Genomic DNA, 17,145 nt, shown 5'->3' with positions numbered 1-17,145 from the left:
CTTAATCCGGCAAAATCATTTTTCAACTCTCCTAGAGTTAAGTAAGATTCTGACTACAAAAGCTAATCTTAGTTTTAATTCATTTACATTTATGTTAGGTATTCAATCATTCTGATTATGAAGATTCTATTATTATTTCTGTTCATATTACCGCTATCCCTGATTGCTCAGGATAAATCTGAAATTCCGGAACAAAGCACAAAAATAATCGTCAGCAACTCAAATAGTGCCCTGCAGAATCATAAACTAATCCTGCAGGTAATTCTTGAAAACAACATGTTTCCAGATGTCAATGACAATACAATATTTTATATAAAAACACAACCAAAAACGGTTGCAAAGGACGAAGGGGTTTATTTTCTAAATATCCTTTCGAAAGATGGAAGTATCATCATAACCGGGATGACTAAAGGGCCAGGTTATATTACTGGTGGTCAGTATGCAAGCACTCTACCCGATTATAAAGAAATACAATATACCGGTTTTGCAAGATCAGTTTTCAAAAAGTCATTTGTGCTAATGAATGATTTTGCCAAAAAATTAGGCGGAAAAATTTCTTATCAATAGACTTTAGAAGAATTTGTAAGGAGCAAACACAGTTGCCATCCACATCTTTCCAATGAACCAGGCTTGTTTAAAGATGTTGTTGCTAAACATAGCCAGCATATTTTCAATAGCTTTTGGCTGATGCATCCATTTGGTATTGAACATCGTCATCTGGCCTACCTTTGCAAATCTTTTAAACATTGGTTTCTCATAAGCTGCGATTGCCGTTTGCATGTCAGAGAATCTGTCACTAGTCAGACGCTCACTTAACTCAAGAGCATCCAGCATAGCCATATTTACACCCTCACCAGCAAAGGGAGGCATCCAGTGTGCCGCATCCCCGATCAGCGTTAGATTTGGTTTTGCTTCCCACGACTGGTCTAATGGCATACAATACTGAGGTCTGGGTATAAAAAGTGATTTTTCACTCGAGAACAGTTCATACCAGATACTGTCCCATTCCGAAAACTCCTTTTTGAACCAGGCCAATAACCGTTTATGGTCACTAAAATCTATACCGCTTTGACTAACCCAATCCTCCTCAGTTTTAAAACCTATGGCAAATCCAAAATTACCATCTCCCTTAGCGCTTACAATTAAAGTTTTCTCATTTCCATAAGCGAATATTTTTCCGCCTTTAAGCAATTCATGAATCCTGGGCGCTGTTTTTTGTGAATCATATATTGATCCTTCTATCATAGTCACACCAGCCCAAACCGGTTTTATAGCAGTAACAAAAGGTCTGATTTTAGAATTTGAACCATCAGCACCAATCACCACGTCGGCAATTACAGTATTACCATTTTGAAATATGATTTCCCAGGTACTGCCTATCGGTTTAATTGATAAAATATGACTGTTCCAAACAACTGTATCTGGTTCTAAAGAGTCAAGCAAGATATCTCTCAAAGGCCCGCGGTCAATTTCCGGCCTATGGTGTTTATCTCCGAAACTTGTTGTAGTATCCTCAGTATGCTGATCATAATATATTTTCGCCTGATTATCTACCACGCGGGTATTCTCTGCTCCAGGCCGAAAATTAGCTTTAAACTCATCCATTAAACCAGCTTTTTCCAAGGCAGCTAATCCAGATTCGGTATGAAGGTCCAATGCCCCACCCTGTAATCTCACATTCCTGTCAATATCTCTTTCATAAACTTTGACCTTTACACCTTTAATCTGTAAAAGACGGGCTAGTGTTAAGCCTCCTGGTCCGCCACCAACAATGGCAACTCTTTTATTTTGTAGTAACATAATTCTGTCTGCTTATTTTTACACCACAAAATTGCTGCTTTAGCGAAACTGGAAATAGTAAAAATCGGTCTTTCTCAAATTAAACCAGGCTCAGTTTACTTCTTTGTCAATGTAGTCAGATGAATAAAACGGTCTCCTTTGTTTCTGCTTAACTCCTTGGGTATTACACCAGCAAACTTCTTAACCTCTTTAATAAAGTGCGTCTGATCGGTATAGTTTTGCTCAGGATAAAGTTTACCTTCTTTAAGGTGGGGAAATGATGCTCTGAAGCGTAAAATATTACAATATGTCTTTAATGAAAGTCCGAATTGCTGATTAAAATAACGATTGATCTGACGGCTGCTCCAGAAAACTTTTTCTGATAATTCTTTAACCGGCATTGTGCCATTTGTAGCATAGATCAATTGAAAGAGCTTCTGTATTCTATCATCAATATTTTCATTGCGCATAGCCGTCATTTTCTGAGACACCTTTTTACAAAAGCCCTCAAAATCATTCAGGTCGTCTACTGTAATTGCCCAAAAATCATCTGGCAACCGGTCTGCACTATTCAGGAAGGAAGAAATATGAATATCAGGAATATATTCAACTGCCAATAAATTAAAACTGATGGCAAACGTCCTGGATTGTGCGGCAATCACATTATATGACGGTTCATTACCCAGGCCCATCAACATGATATGATAGGGTTCTGCCGACGAAATGGAAAACATAATATCAATTCTGCCATCAGGCAAAACCACCACTTCCTGTTCTTCATCTGAAGGATTGGTAATCATCCAGAAGAAATCTACAAAAGCAGATAAGTGATAATCAGCTTTGACAAATTTGTATTCAAGATTCATTTTCAGCGGCGGTTATTTTTATAAAGATAGTATAGAAGCCTGTTGTAAACTAACAGCCGCCAAAGCCATATGAAATAATCACACCCTCCTTGGTTTCTTTGAGCGTCACCGTTGCCGAACCACCTTCCTGCTCATAAAAGAATTCCATATCAATATTTCTTTCAGCTTTATCAGCTTCAGGCAGGTTCTTATGATACCACCAGCAAAACTGGTCGTATAAACTATTAGTACTTACTCTTTTCTTTAGCCTTTTAACCTCATCAGGCATTATATTGTTAAATGAAGTTAATTTCAATAAGAACAATACCGCTTCATGTTTTTTTAATCCTTTCAGGAAAAATGTATAGTTTTCACCCCCCGCTCCTCCTTCTTCAGCATAATTAAAAGAGGCTGTATAGTAATTACCATTTTTATAGCGGTAAGTCTTCTCATAACTAATCTCTTCTTTACTTTGTTTTGGCAGTTCTTTTTTCTGTTTTGATACAGGAATATCAAATAACCTGTTCATATATCCGGCAGTTATATTTTCAAAGTCATTATTAATGGCTTTATATACGGTAAGATCCTGGAGCCTTGATAAAAACAGACCTGGAACATAACCAATTTTACCGTCATAATCTACCTGGATCCACTTTCCTGGCATGCTATACCAGGTACCGTCGGTATTCAAGTCCTCATTATTTTCAAGGTGTGCAGTACTTCCATAATAACTTAATACAACATTAAAAGCTGGTAAAACAGCGGTACTGTTGCTTTTTTGTACAGCTCCTCCTTTTGGGATTTTGACTAGTATTCTGCTTCCAGTATCAGGTTTTTCATACAAAGACAAGCTGGTTCCTTTCCAGTTATACAATGGTTTCACTTGCGAAGTGGATTTAAAACCAGTAACAAGTAAAACAAAAAGCGACACTAATTTCACAACAGAAGAAGACATAAACAGCTATTTAGGAAATACCAAAGGTATAAAAATTAGTTTCTCATCGTGGAAATCTACAAACTCGCTACTAAAGAACACATGGCAGAAGAATGCATACAGAGACGGTTATGAAATTGTTCGAAGAGCTGCATCTAAGAAAAAAGAACTGCTAGACGTAAAAGGGTATTCACATTAAGATCTATATGATCAACCCGAGCCAGTAAAACAAGCATTAGCAAAAGCAATCCCGTTCTTTAAAGAAAATTTGTAGTTCAGCAACATAGCTGAATGAAATCTATTGAAAGGCTACTGGCAGTATTTTTTCGATGATAACCTGTTGCAGTTTATCTGGTTCACTGTTAAAAACGGTGTGACCAGATTTTTCAAACCAAAACATCGCTTTCTTTGGTGCTTTTAAAAATTTATAATAATCTTCCACTATATAGTGAGACTGCTGCTTGTCCCCGTTTCCCTCTATGAAATATACCGGGCACTTTAATACCGGCAAAGTTTTGAAAAGATTATTCGTTACAGCTTTCTTCCACATTGGAAACCAGACTGCCAGCCAATCATGATATTTGGTTTTGAAACCATCCTCTTTTGCGAAATCGACGCCATTATGAATGAATAGCCATTTTTGCGAATAGAATAAATCGTCCTCATTTTCAAATGGGAGCTTCACCAGGGCTAATTCTTTTATAGCAATATCATTATTGGTTTCCCTGGCCCACTTGTTTAACATTTCTAACGTTAACCGCTCACTTTGTCTCTGATCTACAATTCCACTAATTGAGATATAAGCATAAAGTAATTCCGGATGTTGGTCAGCAAAATTAAACCCTAACATAGATCCGAAAGAATGTGAAACCAGAAACAGTTTTTTACGACTGAACTTTTGCAATAAATAATTTATTAACTCATCGGTATCCTTTTGAAATAAACCCAGTGATAGCGTTTCAGTAGAGTGGTTTAACTTTAAAGTTTCTCCAGTCTCCCTCTGGTCCCATTGAACAACCACAAAACGCTCTTTTAATTTAGCTGTAAATGTATCAGCTACAGGTATCAGTGAAGTGCCTGGGCCTCCATGAAGAAATAACAATAACGGTTTTGTCCGGTCTACTCCCTGAAGTTTAATAAATTGTTTGATTCCTCCTATTTCCACAATTTCAGTCGTGTCAATATTAACTGCCGGATTGCCTTTGCTGATCGCAATTGAAGTAAAAAACATAAAAAATGTAATGAATATTCTCATTCTGAAAAGCAATTGAAAACCGGAACTGAGATATTCCGTTTAAATATAGAAAATTACGTCCTGATACCATTATAAAAGGTATAAACAAAATTAACACGTTAAAAAACAATTATCCCCTTATAAGACTTTCATTTAAAGGGAGAGTACATCCCGAAGAATTCATTTTATTAACAACTATTACTAAAATCAGAAAAATGAATAAGATCACAGTAAAAGATGGCACTGAAATTTATTACAAAGATTGGGGAACAGGACAACCAATCGTTTTTCATCACGGATGGCCTTTATCTGGCGATGATTGGGATGGACAAATGATGTTTTTCCTCAACCAGGGATTTAGAGTTATCGCCCATGACCGCCGGGGACATGGAAGATCTACCCAAACTGCAAACGGACATGATATGGATACCTATGCTGCAGATGTCGCTGAACTGGCAAAGGCACTTGATTTAAAGGATGCTATCCATATTGGCCATTCAACTGGCGGCGGCGAGGTTATCCGTTATGTTGCCAAACACGGAAAGGGTCGCGTAGCCAAAGCTGTATTGATCAGTGCGGTTACTCCGATAATGGTACAATCCGCGAATAACCCCGAAGGTGTTCCCTTATCTGTATTCGATGAAATACGCAAAGGTACCGCAACTTCTCGCGCGCAATATTTTCAGGATTTTACCATTCCATTTTACGGTTATAACCGTGAAGGAGCAAAAATATCACAAGGTGTTAAGGATAACTGGTGGAGACAAGGAATGATGGGCGGGATAAAAGCACATTACGATTGCATCAAGGCTTTTTCGGAAACAGATTTCACTGAAGATCTTAAAAGCGTAGATATCCCTGTACTTGTTTTACATGGCGAGGACGATCAGATCGTACCATTTCCAATTTCCGGGGCAAAGGCCGTAAACCTTTTGAAAAATGGAAAACTGATTTCTTATCCAGGTTTTCCTCATGGTATGCCAACAACTGAGGCAGCAACAATCAATGCCGCCCTCTTAGCCTTTATTAAAGCTTAATTTAGAATAATAGAAAAAGCTAAATCAGGCTTTTTCTATTATTTTGTTCCGACAGTAATACGTGAATTCCATTGAAAATAAAGCTTCTCCTGTACAGTGAAGGTTGTTATTTTCTGCTTAAGCTCCTGCCTGATTTCATTTTTCACACCAGAATCAAGATTCTTTAAAGCATTAACTACTGCTGCACTGACAGTGCTTACAAATTCCCAATGTTCATCAGCAGAACCAAATGAAATAATTCCCGTCAGCTCCTGCTCGTTTATATTTCTCAGATCAACCTGTTCAAACCAATCAGTCATGAAACCTGGCTGCATACAATAGAACATTCCTGGAACATGTGGATTGTAGGCATTATGACGTGTAACCTCAGAAATAGTTTCTAATACAATATTTGCCCAGATATTCTTTTCCAGTAATCCCCATGTAGATACTGCAATTTTTCCATCGCCTTTAAGGATTCTGTACATCTCTTTTAACCCATTAGCAATATCATTAAAGAACATAATCCCATTTCTACAGACAACCGCCTCAAACGAATTATCGTCAAATGGCATCAGATCTACGCTACAACAAACCGTTTCAAAATTTGAAAGGCCCCTTGCACTGGCATTTTCACGCGATATTTCAAGCATTTTCTCAGAGATATCAACACCAACCACTCTCCCGCCCGGTAAGGCTTCTGCAACGGATAGTCCTGGTTCTCCCATGCCAGTTGCTACATCCAGCACATTGGCAGAAAGCTTTAATGAGAGCTTATCAATTAATACATTACTTATAGGGCAAAGAAATGTATTAATAAATGGCTCCCAGTTTTTACGATTTACAGAAAGTTCATTCCAGTTATTCTTACTAATCACTTGTTTTTCCATTCTGAGGTTAGATAAATCCAAATTGAGTTAACAAATTCTTATATAAAGATATGCTAAAGAAATATCATTTCTGCTATTAGCAGACTCAGGAGACTCTAAATTTTACTAACATTAAAACACTGCAAAACAAACAATTAACACTAAAACCCTATTTAAACGAGCTTCTTATATTATATTCCTGAAATGAATAATGTTTATTCATTTTAACCTTTTTCAAAAGCTTGTTAGGAATTTAATTATTCATATTTCAAAGCATCTACAGGATTGGAGACAGCACTTCTATAAGCCTGGTAACTCAGGGTCAGCAAGGCAATAACCAGGGTACTCAGAGAAGCCACTACAATGATCCACCACGAAATAGCGATATGGAATTCAAAATTTTGCAACCATAGGTTCATTAAATAGTAGGCAATTGGTACAGCAATACAAATGGCTATACAAATCATCTTGATAAACGACCAGGAAAGAAGATGCATTAAATTGGCAACAGATGCCCCCAACACTTTCCTGACGCCAAACTCCTTAGTACGTTGTGCGGCACTAAAAGCAACCAGCCCATACAAACCTAAACAAGAAACAAAAATGGCCAGGGCACCAAAAACATTTGACAATACCCCAAGCTTTCTTTCCTTACGCAACAAATCCTCATAAACAGTATTGGTAAAAGTTAATTCAACGGGATATGCAGGATTAATCTCTTTGGTTATCTTCGTGATCGTCTCTAAGTTTTGTTGTGTACTGTTTGAAGTATTCAAACGCATGGTGACCGTTCCTGTAGCTTCTTTGCTAAAATACACGATCAATGGTGTACTAGACTTATAGGGCGAATCCCATACATAATCCTCAAATACACCGATAATTTTTCGCTCAGACCCGGAAAGTTTAATCATGGTACCCAAAGGCTGCTTCAAACCCATAGTTTTAACCGCCGAACGACTTACCAATACAGCAGCCGTGTCAGATGCGTACTGATCTGAAAAGTCCCTTCCACCAGCCAGTTTCAGACCATTGGTTTTAATAAAATTATAGGTAGTTCCCACCCTGTTGAATAGAATCTTAAGTTCTCCTGGAGTAACTCCTGGCCATTCCAGATTCGTAAAAAAGGAATTGTGATGTACCAGACCCTGAGAAGATTGGTACATCCCCGAAACTGCCCCCGAATTGATCAGCCGGGTCTTAAGCAATTCGTATTTATTTTGCAATGCTCCATCCTGTGGCATTTCTACAAGTGCATTAACATCAGCTCCTAAGGGCCTGTTCTTAATATACTGTATCTGTTTATAGATCACGAGTGTGGATATAATCAACAAGACCGTAAAACAGAACTGTCCTATGATTAATACCTGTCTTAAACTAATGGAAAGGAAAGATCTGCCGGGTGCTTTTTTTCTTAAAGTTTGTATAGGTTCGAAAGATGAAAGATAAAATGCCGGATAACTGCCTGCAGCCAGCCCGGTTAACAGAACAATTCCAATCAGCCCCAGCCAACTGTATATATTAAAATAATTAATAACCATATTGATATTTAACAGGTTATTTAAAGATGGCAGGAAGGCTTCTACAAGCCCCATAGCAACAACGATACTTACAGTAGCAAGCACAATGGATTCTGTTAGGAACTGTGCAATCAACGAAGTACGTGAGGCCCCGATTGTCTTTTTGATTCCCACCTCCTTGGCTCTGTTTTCTGATTTTGCAGTAGCCATGTTCATGAAATTGATACAGGCAATCAGTAATATCCCAAATGCCAGTGCCATAAATAGCCATATCTGCTCAATAGCACCTCCTACACTTTTTCCTTCTTCAAACTTTCCATATAAATGCATTTTGCTTAATGGGAAAAAGAAATGCGGTTGGACTACATTAGTCTTTTGGTTCAGCTTCACAAGCTCTGTGAGTTTTTTGTTTACCACAGGTAAACTAGCATTATGATTGAGCATAACCAATGTGACGTAACTATAATTGCTCCAGTTCAGATCCCGGGCATCTTCATTTACTATTTCATAAAAAGCCCAGGGCATTAAGAAATCAAATTTATTTGAACTATTTTCCGGCAGATCTTTGATTATACCCGTAACCTTCAGATCATTCTGATTCTCATATTTTACCGACTTATTGAGTACATCTGTAGATCCAAATAAAGACATTGCTGTACTCTCGGTGAGTATAACTGATTTAGGCTGGAGCAATGCAGTTTTTGGATCGCCCGAAACAAACTCGTAATCATACATTTTCAGGATATCAGGTTCTGCAAACTTCCCGTCCTTTTTAAAAGTGTTTTGTCCATTTGCAATCAGCTTTCTGGAACCGTAATTCATTTTGCATATGTACTTCACTTCAGGTATTCCCTGCTTAATGATCGGAGCAAAAGCTGTGGTTGTACCATCAAATGTAGCTACGATTTTCCCACTGTCATCCTCAACATTGGTCATTGCAATATACACGTCGGCCGAATTCTTTGCTTGTTTATCAAAATTCCATTCGTAGGAAACATACAGCAATAGCATAAAGCATGCTGCCAGACCTATAGCCAGTCCAATCACATTGATAAAAGATGAAACCTTATTTTTAAAGATACTTCGAAGTGCAATTTTGATGTTGAGTTTGAACATATGATCCTGTATTTATAATGATGCCCCGTGCCAAGACCATACCAGTTATCAAAATAGCTTTTTTACATTAAAAAACAAACAATTATACTTTTTAACGCATAAATACTGTTCGGAACTGGACAAGACACTGTGCATTATCAAACAGTAAATTCATGTTGTATGAGAAAGTAATCTAAGAGCTATTTCATTTAAACATATCATAGCGTAAAAGTATTTACGATTTGTTTAGCCAAATCTACTATTTTTGGATATTTGAATTAACCACAAAGATTTACATGACTCCACCCGATCAAAATTTTGAATCTTATAGAGATAGTTGTCTGGAAGACATGACCACTTTGCAGAATGAATTCATGAAGCTATATGACATTAATAGTTATGAAAATTGGTTTTATGATCATAACATTGGTGCCTTTCATTTTAAATCTGATGATGGAAGAAATCTTTACTTTAAATACGTCGATGTGGGGTCGTTTTCAATAAAAGCTAACACATGGAACTGGTCGTGGAATAATCAATCTACCCCATTACATATAAGCCGACCACTCAAAAAAGTAAAAGAAGTTGGACTGGCGAATAACTTTACAGAGCTTACCCAGGGTTTATTTAATGGTGATGATTATACAGGCTGGGAATTGACTGCCGTTTCTGCAAAGATATTGAATGCGATCGGTGCATACAGAGTTCCACAGGACCAGCTTTTTATCTATTTTATATTTACATCAGAATTAACCCAGCAAGATTATGAAGCTCTGAAAGAGAAATATATAAAGTGTGATGTACATAACTCAGGTAGAGTAGCTTTTATCTGCCGACACCTAAATAAAGATAAATACACTGGCTTTCATGAATCAGTTGAGTCTGATATAATGACCGATGATGACGATTATCAGGCTTGGTGTGATGAATGTGAAAAAGTGAGAGAACAGGAAGGCGAATGGAATGATACGTCTATGACTTTTGCCAAAATCAAGCTCGTTTGCGATCAGTGTTATTTTGAAATCAAAGAAAAAAACAACCACATTGAAAATGGACCTAGATTTTTTTGAACTCATTTATAATCATCCTCTTCTTAAAAAAGAAGATTATCAGGAAATCCGTAAAGCACACACCAAAATTGAGTTTCAGCAAGGGTCGATGCTTTTGGAGATAGGTAAAATTGCAAGAGAATTCTACATCATTGAAAAGGGTTTATTTAGGTCTTTTCTTTATGATTATAACTGTAATGAAACAACTACAGAATTTTATTGCTCAAATGAAATATTAATTGAATCTCTTTCTTTATTTCAAAGAACATCATCTAAAGAAAATTTTCAGGCAATAACAGATGCAGTTGTTTGGAAAATCGAATATGAAACCTTTCAACAGCTACTGCAGACCGTAGAAGGATTTAGAGAATGGGGAAGAACCTGGGCGACGAGCCAAATATTTAGCCTAAAACAACGCTCAATTAATGTATTGACCATCAATGCTACAGATAGATATTTAGACCTCATTAAAGAAAGACCGCAAATCATCAAACAATCACCATTAAAATACATCGCATCTTATTTAGGCATTACCGATACCTCATTAAGTAGAATCCGAAAGGAAATTGCTACCAGTTAGCATTTCTTGTCATATGGCAAGTGTACTTTTCTTTACAACAATTAATTTTGAGGTATTAAGTTCAATTTAAAAGCTGAAAAAATGAGTAATGTAAAAAAAAGTACCAATCCAGATACCAGTGCAGTACGAACAGCTTTATGGAGAGCGTTACATGTTCAAATTGATGCAAAGCCACATATACTCGAAGATCAATTAGGTCTGAAACTGGTAGCTCCAACGGATGATTGGCAGCAGCGTCCTGATATGAAGTTCACAAAACGTCTTAGGGCTTCTGTTGTGGCTCGTAGCCGCTTTATTGAAGATTTAATTATTGAACAAAGTAGTCTGGGGATTAGTCAATACGTTATTCTGGGTGCAGGACTTGACACATTTGCATTACGCAGACCAGGTATAGCTTCTAAACTTCAGATCTATGAAATTGACCAACCTGATACATTGACCTGGAAACAACAAAGGTTACTTGAAATTGGTCTTGGAATTCCCTATTACCTGCATTTTGTACCCGTCAATTTTGAGACCACTTCCTGGTGGAAACAATTATTGAAAGCAGGATTCGACAGCAGCAAACCTGCTGTTATTGTCTCCACAGGAGTAACTCTATATCTTACAAAAGAAGCCATCATTGCCTCACTAAAGGAAATTGCAAAGTTGGCATCAGGTTCAACGCTTGCCATGGCATTTTATCTGCCCCTGGAGCTTCTTGATGAAGAAGATAAATCTATGCAGGAAATGGCCGAAAAAGGCGCGAAAGCAGCGGGAACGCCATTTGTAAGTTTCTTTAGTCCACATGAGATAATAGCGATGTCTAATGAGGCTGGGTTTAAAAATTCAAGAACGATATCAACAAAAGATATGGAACAACTCTATTTTTCAGGCAGAACCGACAATCTCGTTCCGGCAAGCGGCGAAGTATTCTTATTAGCGACAACTTAGGCAAGAAAAAGCCCCAGATAAATCTGAGGCTATATTTTTGACTTTAGTATTTTTAAGCATTTGCTGCCTCTCTAATCACTTTCAGTACCGCTTCAGGCTGAGAAATCATCGGAACGTGACTGCTCTCCAGTTCCGTTAATTTGGCCCCCATCCTATTTGCCATAATGCGTTCTAATTCTGGATTGATCGTATGGTCATTCTTCGCCAAAATATACCAACTCGGTTTGCTCTTCCATGCAGGGTTAGTCATTTTGTCTCCAAACAGAGCCAATGCAGCTGGCCCCTGGGTACTGTAGATTAATGCAGCCTCACTATCTGGAACATCTCCGGCAAAATGTTTTTGTACCCCCTCTTTACTTAGCCATACATATCCATCTTCAACAGAAAGATGCAGAGAAGCCGGTGCCGGGTATTTTTCAGAGAGTTCACCTAATGTTTCTCCTTCATCAGGAGCCATAGCGGCTACATAAACCAACCCGCTAACATTCGGGTGATTCCCAGCAGCAGTAATTACAAATCCACCCCACGAATGCCCAACCAGAATCGTAGGGCCTTCGAGCCTCGATAGCACACGGTTCGTTGCAGCGACATCATCAGCCAGAGTGGTTAACGGATTCTGCACTGAGACTACCTCATATCCTTCATTTAAAAGAGTAGGAATAATAGCATTCCAACTAGATCCATCAGCCCAGAGCCCGTGGACAAAAACAACATTTGCTTTTTTCATATTATGATTTTTGATTAATGGTTTTTAAAAAAAATATGAAAGCGGTAACCACAATCTATAACAAAGAAAAAATCAATTTTGTTCAGTGTTTATAGGGCTATTCATCAAAATATTTGGTTTAAACTCATTCTAACGATTCCAGCATTTTGGCAAGTTCAGCTGGTACAGTTATCATAGCATCATGTCCTGTTTTCAGCTCCAGATACTTCCAGTCCTTACTGGCCTTTGCCTCATCTGCAAATAACTGAATGGCACGCAGTTCAGGACTCGTACAGGCAATATAAGTAAGTGGTAGCTGATTACCATACGGATGTTTGAGTACTAACGGTTGCGTGAAAGTTCTGAATGGCTGATTTGTTAAACGTTCATTCACCCATTTAGCATCATCTACATCTGTCACACCAAAGATCTCTGCCGACATAAACGGAAGGCTTAACCCCTTGTCAAATTGAGTTGCAGATTTAATAAAGTTCCCGCGGATATCCTTCGGACTTACATCAAGCGCGCTTTGCCCATTTTTCATTAGCATGGCATCAAGAAACACCAGTTTTGACAATCTTTCCGGGATACTGTCTGCAACACCAGCAATCACGGCACCGGCATAACTATGACCAACCAGAATGACATTGTGCAGGTCTTCCGACAGGATCAGATTGATAATATCAGTAATATGAGTATTCAGATCAATCTTGCTATTTAAAGTGTTTCTATGCTCTCCCAGGCCGCTCAAAGTTGGAGTATAAACAACATCTCCATTTGCACGCAGTTGTTTACTCACTTTTTGCCAGCACCAGCCTCCGTGAAAGGCACCATGTACTAACACAAAAACAGGCGGTTTATCTGTTGGTTGGGCATTAACCCTGGAAACAAAGAGTAGTAGAACTAACAGGAAGTAAAATGACTTTGCATTAATTAATTTCATTTTCATAATGATTTATTTTGTGAAAGCAAATGTCGCTCTGCGTAACTGGCCATACAATAACTCACCCTAAAGTGAGTTTCAATCCTTATTAACTATGTCAAGCAAACTAAAACCGGGAACATCGAATGCCAATAATTTGGTGGTATTAAGCTGTAAATGTGAGGTTAACGAGGTCTTACGAAACATCAGTGCCAGATGGAAAATGCAGATCTTACACAGTATAGCCCGAGACGCACGTCAGTTTAGCCTGCTCAAAAATGCTTTTCCTAGCCTATCAGATCAAATATTGGGTAAACGGCTTTCAGAGCTGGTAGCAGACCAACTGATTGAAAAGACTATAGTAGAAGAAAAAGCCCCCATGAAGATCATCTATACCCCAACCCTAAAGGGTATGGAATTATTGCAGATAATTGATGATTTGCATCATTGGGGGCTAAAAAAGTATTAATTTGAGCGCTATTTTAAAGGAGTGGCTGCAGTTGAATTGCTAATGAACAGAAAGGCATCGAAGTGTTTGCTGATGTTGGTTTTGTCGTTAGTACCTGGATCACTTTTTGGGCCGTAACCAATAAAACGCATAGGTTTTACATCATTTTTGCTATTGTAGATGGCAGGAAAGAAATAGAAAGCAGGTTTGTTCAGTGCCAGAAATTGAGTTTCCCATGAATCAGCAACTGTTTTTTCTAAAGGATAGGCTTTCATCGGATTGGTATAGCTATCGCGTGATTGCTCGGTGGCCGCAAAAGTCCCCATAGCAGTGCCTGTACCCATTACAAAATACTGCCCAGGAAAATGTTTGATAATTTCTCCGCCCATGCCACCTACTTCATTGTCGTAAATACCTGTTTTGGCTACATGGGCATTGTGCGCCCAAATAATCATTTTATCATTCGAATTCTTTAGAATTTCGGCGACATTAACAGCCATATTCACATCGCGGCTTGGCTCATCCGTTTTGGTGAATTGATGATAAAACGGAGCAAAGGCCTGTTTAATATTCAAAATAATCAAATGACTTGCTGATTTAACTTGCATGGACAAACCAGAAGCATTAATCCTTTGATCAAGGCTATCAGCCATTAAATAGCCTTTATAACTACTTTCACCCATTGCTTTAAAGTCAATCTTACTGTCTTTTACATTCATCGCTTCCCAAACTTCATCCTGTAAAGAGGCTGGTGCTTTGAGTTGCTCAACACTGGCCAGAAACGAGGTCTGATTAGCTAATACTTTTTGCAAGGCTTCAATATCTACATTGATGTAAACAAAGTCGATACCGTCAATGCTAACCCTCTTCTTGTGGGTTTGATTATAGCTCCTTACCCAGGTAAGCAATTCTTTAGTTTCTTCATTTTGCCAGATGCTCAACAAACGTTTTTTCATAAGAGTATTTAAATCTGCTTCACTATTGAGTCCTTCGTTCAATAACAAACCATCGCTCAAGTCATTTTCAAGGGCAATATGCGTAAAGCCTTTTTTCTCGATCAGTTCACGGGTGATCCAGTAACGCAGTCTATAAAATTCGGCAGTACCATGTGTACCTTCACCCAGGGCTACTATTCTTTTCTGGCTCATTTGCTCAATCAAAGGTTTAGCTTCGCTGATGAATTTTTTTTGATTGGTCATGTCAACCTGATATAGGTCCTGTACATTATTTTGACCAGTAGCTTTTTGTGCCCGGCTGTTTACCGACAAACAGAGTATTGCAATAAAGATTGGAAATGTTGTTTTCATGTTTTTGTTTTTTGATGAAGCAAATCAACACAAAAAAAATGCTCCCCTGTCCATTATTCGACCGAACGTCAAGAGTGGCCTATCAAATCCGGATTGATTTTTTTAGTCGTGCAAAAACAGGCTCTGGTCGAAAACACGCTGTTCATAATCAATAAATATTACGACTTTAGATTCATCATGAAGAAACCCGGATTAACCTTTCCTCTTTTTTTTGAATTGATCATCTGGCTGCTTTATGTTGCTTGCTATAAATATTCCTTTTACTTAGACCATGCCAGGTTACCTCATACTCCCAATAATGATTTCCCTTATCTGGAGATTTGTTTATACAGTATTTGCTCAACTTTGTTAGTCATCCCTTATTACCGTTGGCTTATTCCCTATTTCCTACAACGTAAAAAGTATTTGTGGCTGTTTTTAATTACCATAGCTTATTTTTTACTGGTCATCCCTTATAACAACCTGGCTGTTTCATGGATCTTTAATCAATTCACAAAAGGCACAGTGGTGAATGTATTTTTCAAATCTGCTTACCAACTCTGGGATTGGAACATGATGCTGACCGATCTGATTGCCTTCTTATGTATTGGACTGGCTAGGTTTTCTTCTCAGAATGAGATCAAACGCCACCAATCTGAAACCGACAACCTGCATCTCCAATTGAATATGCTTAAAACCCAATTGCAGCCTCATTTTTTGTTCAATACCCTGAATAGTTTGTATGGACTGAGCCTGGTGCGATCTAAAGAAACGCCACGTTTTATCTTGTTGCTTTCGCAGATGATGCAGTATATTTTGTACGATTGTGATCAGGAAGAAGTAAACCTGCAAGAAGAAATTGACTTTTTGAAGGGCTACTTTGAACTGGAACAGCAAAAATTCCCCAAAGCCAGTATCGTATTCGAGGCACCGGCAGTTGACGAGACTATTAAAATCCCTCCTTTGCTGTTTTTACCCCTGGTAGAGAACAGCTTTAAACATGGCAGGCATAAACTGGAAGATCAGGCCTCAGTCCTTGCTCATTTACAGGTAACACCAGAAGAGATTATCTTCACCATTAAAAATGATAAATTACAGGCAATTCCCAATTTTAACACAAAAAAAGTGGGCGGTATTGGTCTGGTTAATATTAAAAAAAGATTGGAACTTTATTATCCAAATCGGCACCGTCTGATTTTAAGTGAAGAAAATGAACAATATATGGCAACTGTAATTTTAAAACGCCAATGAACTGCATCATCATAGACGACGAGCCAATAGCCCATCAGGTATTGGAACACTATATTGACCAAACGCCAGGCCTGCAACATCTGGCTTCTTTTAGAAATGCTGTTGAAGCATTTGAATATTTAAGCAATCATAAAGTGGACTTGCTGTTTTTAGATATTGAAATGCCACTAGTTAACGGATTACACTTTTTGAAGGCTCTGATTACCAAACCGAAGACTATTTTTACCACAGCTTACAAGCAATATGCCTTTGAGAGTTACGAACTCGACGCTGTTGATTATCTGTTAAAGCCGTTTTCGTACGAGCGATTTATAAAAGCAGTAAATAAAGCCGGGCTATCAAATATGCCAACCGAAGAGCTGCAAATCAACTACTTACTGATTAAGGATGGCCAAAGCCTGCTCAATCTTAAACAACAAGACATTATATATATAGAAGGCAGCAAAGATTATGTGAAACTCTATACAAACGAGAAATTCTATTTGGTATACCAAACTTTGAAGGGCATACTTGGACAGCTTAACGCAAGCCATTTCTTACAGGCTCATCGTTCATACATTGTTAACAAGAGCCATGTGCAACGCATTGTTGAGAACAATTTGATACTTAGCAATCAATCCTTTATCCCTATTGGGCCTTTGTACAAAAAAGGCTTTTTAGAGGCAATGAACTATTGATAAT

The 17,145-nt window shown here is 38.1% G+C and carries 17 protein-coding genes; 8 read left to right on the top strand and 9 right to left on the bottom strand.

The genetic code is table 11. The features are described 5' to 3' along the window. Positions 1–117 precede the first annotated feature (117 nt). The gene (locus HDF25_RS03190; RefSeq protein ID WP_184622706.1) at positions 118–567 is read left to right on the top strand and encodes a hypothetical protein; all 450 of its coding nucleotides are present in this window, start codon (positions 118–120) and stop codon (positions 565–567) included. Positions 568–570: 3 nt separating this feature from the next. Here HDF25_RS03190 and HDF25_RS03185 read toward each other — a convergent pair whose 3' ends face one another. From HDF25_RS03185 to HDF25_RS03170, 4 genes are all read right to left on the bottom strand, one after another. Next, positions 571–1,800 carry an FAD-dependent oxidoreductase gene (locus tag HDF25_RS03185; protein WP_184622704.1) on the bottom strand — a complete coding sequence of 410 codons (1,230 nt, stop codon included), beginning with the start codon at positions 1,798–1,800 and terminating at the stop codon, positions 571–573. 95 nt (positions 1,801–1,895) lie between these two features. Further along, positions 1,896–2,645, bottom strand: a complete 750-nt coding sequence (locus HDF25_RS03180) for a helix-turn-helix domain-containing protein (RefSeq protein WP_184622702.1) — start codon at positions 2,643–2,645, stop codon at positions 1,896–1,898. 49 nt (positions 2,646–2,694) lie between these two features. Then, entirely contained in the window at positions 2,695–3,579 is an 885-nt protein-coding gene (locus HDF25_RS03175; protein WP_184622700.1) for a hypothetical protein, read from the bottom strand. Positions 3,580–3,856: 277 nt separating this feature from the next. After that, complete coding sequence (locus HDF25_RS03170) at positions 3,857–4,813, bottom strand: alpha/beta fold hydrolase (protein ID WP_184622698.1); 957 nt, start codon at positions 4,811–4,813, stop codon at positions 3,857–3,859. Between the two features lie 194 nt (positions 4,814–5,007). Here HDF25_RS03170 and HDF25_RS03165 point away from each other — a divergent pair, with 194 nt between their 5' ends. Beyond that, positions 5,008–5,829, top strand: a complete 822-nt coding sequence (locus HDF25_RS03165; RefSeq protein WP_184622696.1) for an alpha/beta fold hydrolase — start codon at positions 5,008–5,010, stop codon at positions 5,827–5,829. Positions 5,830–5,867: 38 nt separating this feature from the next. Here HDF25_RS03165 and HDF25_RS03160 read toward each other — a convergent pair whose 3' ends face one another. Then, on the bottom strand, positions 5,868–6,698 hold the full coding sequence (locus HDF25_RS03160) for a class I SAM-dependent methyltransferase (RefSeq protein ID WP_184622694.1): 831 nt from the start codon (positions 6,696–6,698) through the stop codon (positions 5,868–5,870). Positions 6,699–6,934: 236 nt separating this feature from the next. Beyond that, positions 6,935–9,310: an ABC transporter permease gene (locus HDF25_RS03155; protein WP_184622692.1), complete on the bottom strand. Its 2,376-nt coding sequence runs from the start codon at positions 9,308–9,310 to the stop codon at positions 6,935–6,937. Positions 9,311–9,585: 275 nt separating this feature from the next. On the opposite strand from HDF25_RS03155, the gene HDF25_RS03150 reads away from it, so the two are divergent. From HDF25_RS03150 to HDF25_RS03140, 3 genes are all read left to right on the top strand, one after another. Beyond that, a complete protein-coding gene (locus tag HDF25_RS03150) occupies positions 9,586–10,359 on the top strand; it encodes a DUF6882 domain-containing protein (protein WP_184622690.1) in 774 nt (257 codons plus the stop codon). After that, positions 10,340–10,918, top strand: a complete 579-nt coding sequence (locus tag HDF25_RS03145) for a Crp/Fnr family transcriptional regulator (protein ID WP_184622688.1) — start codon at positions 10,340–10,342, stop codon at positions 10,916–10,918. The genes HDF25_RS03150 and HDF25_RS03145 overlap by 20 nt, the downstream gene beginning before the upstream one ends. Before the next feature lie 81 nt (positions 10,919–10,999). Further along, the gene (locus HDF25_RS03140) at positions 11,000–11,851 is read left to right on the top strand and encodes a class I SAM-dependent methyltransferase (RefSeq protein ID WP_184622686.1); all 852 of its coding nucleotides are present in this window, start codon (positions 11,000–11,002) and stop codon (positions 11,849–11,851) included. A gap of 52 nt (positions 11,852–11,903) precedes the next feature. On the opposite strand, the gene HDF25_RS03135 is transcribed toward HDF25_RS03140, so the two are convergent. Continuing rightward, positions 11,904–12,578, bottom strand: coding sequence for an alpha/beta hydrolase (locus HDF25_RS03135; RefSeq protein WP_184622684.1), 675 nt, complete (start codon positions 12,576–12,578; stop codon positions 11,904–11,906). Between the two features lie 124 nt (positions 12,579–12,702). Beyond that, the gene (locus tag HDF25_RS03130; RefSeq protein ID WP_184622682.1) at positions 12,703–13,506 is read right to left on the bottom strand and encodes an alpha/beta fold hydrolase; all 804 of its coding nucleotides are present in this window, start codon (positions 13,504–13,506) and stop codon (positions 12,703–12,705) included. Positions 13,507–13,594: 88 nt separating this feature from the next. On the opposite strand from HDF25_RS03130, the gene HDF25_RS03125 reads away from it, so the two are divergent. After that, entirely contained in the window at positions 13,595–13,948 is a 354-nt protein-coding gene (locus HDF25_RS03125; protein ID WP_184622679.1) for a winged helix-turn-helix transcriptional regulator, read from the top strand. 8 nt (positions 13,949–13,956) lie between these two features. Here the strand turns inward: HDF25_RS03125 and HDF25_RS03120 are convergent, their stop codons facing one another. Further along, complete coding sequence (locus HDF25_RS03120; RefSeq protein ID WP_184622677.1) at positions 13,957–15,234, bottom strand: erythromycin esterase family protein; 1,278 nt, start codon at positions 15,232–15,234, stop codon at positions 13,957–13,959. Between the two features lie 177 nt (positions 15,235–15,411). Between HDF25_RS03120 and HDF25_RS03115 the strand changes: the two genes are divergently transcribed. Both HDF25_RS03115 and HDF25_RS03110 read left to right on the top strand, forming a co-directional pair. Beyond that, positions 15,412–16,464, top strand: coding sequence for a sensor histidine kinase (locus tag HDF25_RS03115; RefSeq protein WP_184622675.1), 1,053 nt, complete (start codon positions 15,412–15,414; stop codon positions 16,462–16,464). Beyond that, on the top strand, positions 16,461–17,141 hold the full coding sequence (locus HDF25_RS03110) for a LytR/AlgR family response regulator transcription factor (protein ID WP_184622673.1): 681 nt from the start codon (positions 16,461–16,463) through the stop codon (positions 17,139–17,141). The genes HDF25_RS03115 and HDF25_RS03110 overlap by 4 nt, the downstream gene beginning before the upstream one ends. Positions 17,142–17,145 lie beyond the last annotated feature (4 nt).

The organism is Pedobacter cryoconitis, assembly GCF_014207135.1.
Classification (GTDB): Bacteria; Bacteroidota; Bacteroidia; order Sphingobacteriales; family Sphingobacteriaceae; genus Pedobacter; species Pedobacter cryoconitis_D.
Note: the sequence above shows the minus strand (reverse complement) of the source record. Positions and strands in the feature narration are given on the sequence as shown.

Excerpts from the sequence above, each read along its gene's own strand:
- HDF25_RS03190 (WP_184622706.1), top strand. The coding sequence starts at position 118 with ATGAAGATTCTATTATTATTTCTGTTCATATTACCGCTATCCCTGATT.
- HDF25_RS03185 (WP_184622704.1), bottom strand. The coding sequence starts at position 1,800 with ATGTTACTACAAAATAAAAGAGTTGCCATTGTTGGTGGCGGACCAGGA.
- HDF25_RS03180 (WP_184622702.1), bottom strand. The coding sequence starts at position 2,645 with ATGAATCTTGAATACAAATTTGTCAAAGCTGATTATCACTTATCTGCT.
- HDF25_RS03175 (WP_184622700.1), bottom strand. The coding sequence starts at position 3,579 with ATGTCTTCTTCTGTTGTGAAATTAGTGTCGCTTTTTGTTTTACTTGTT.
- HDF25_RS03170 (WP_184622698.1), bottom strand. The coding sequence starts at position 4,813 with ATGAGAATATTCATTACATTTTTTATGTTTTTTACTTCAATTGCGATC.
- HDF25_RS03165 (WP_184622696.1), top strand. The coding sequence starts at position 5,008 with ATGAATAAGATCACAGTAAAAGATGGCACTGAAATTTATTACAAAGAT.
- HDF25_RS03160 (WP_184622694.1), bottom strand. The coding sequence starts at position 6,698 with ATGGAAAAACAAGTGATTAGTAAGAATAACTGGAATGAACTTTCTGTA.
- HDF25_RS03155 (WP_184622692.1), bottom strand. The coding sequence starts at position 9,310 with ATGTTCAAACTCAACATCAAAATTGCACTTCGAAGTATCTTTAAAAAT.
- HDF25_RS03150 (WP_184622690.1), top strand. The coding sequence starts at position 9,586 with ATGACTCCACCCGATCAAAATTTTGAATCTTATAGAGATAGTTGTCTG.
- HDF25_RS03145 (WP_184622688.1), top strand. The coding sequence starts at position 10,340 with ATGGACCTAGATTTTTTTGAACTCATTTATAATCATCCTCTTCTTAAA.
- HDF25_RS03140 (WP_184622686.1), top strand. The coding sequence starts at position 11,000 with ATGAGTAATGTAAAAAAAAGTACCAATCCAGATACCAGTGCAGTACGA.
- HDF25_RS03135 (WP_184622684.1), bottom strand. The coding sequence starts at position 12,578 with ATGAAAAAAGCAAATGTTGTTTTTGTCCACGGGCTCTGGGCTGATGGA.
- HDF25_RS03130 (WP_184622682.1), bottom strand. The coding sequence starts at position 13,506 with ATGAAAATGAAATTAATTAATGCAAAGTCATTTTACTTCCTGTTAGTT.
- HDF25_RS03125 (WP_184622679.1), top strand. The coding sequence starts at position 13,595 with ATGTCAAGCAAACTAAAACCGGGAACATCGAATGCCAATAATTTGGTG.
- HDF25_RS03120 (WP_184622677.1), bottom strand. The coding sequence starts at position 15,234 with ATGAAAACAACATTTCCAATCTTTATTGCAATACTCTGTTTGTCGGTA.
- HDF25_RS03115 (WP_184622675.1), top strand. The coding sequence starts at position 15,412 with ATGAAGAAACCCGGATTAACCTTTCCTCTTTTTTTTGAATTGATCATC.
- HDF25_RS03110 (WP_184622673.1), top strand. The coding sequence starts at position 16,461 with ATGAACTGCATCATCATAGACGACGAGCCAATAGCCCATCAGGTATTG.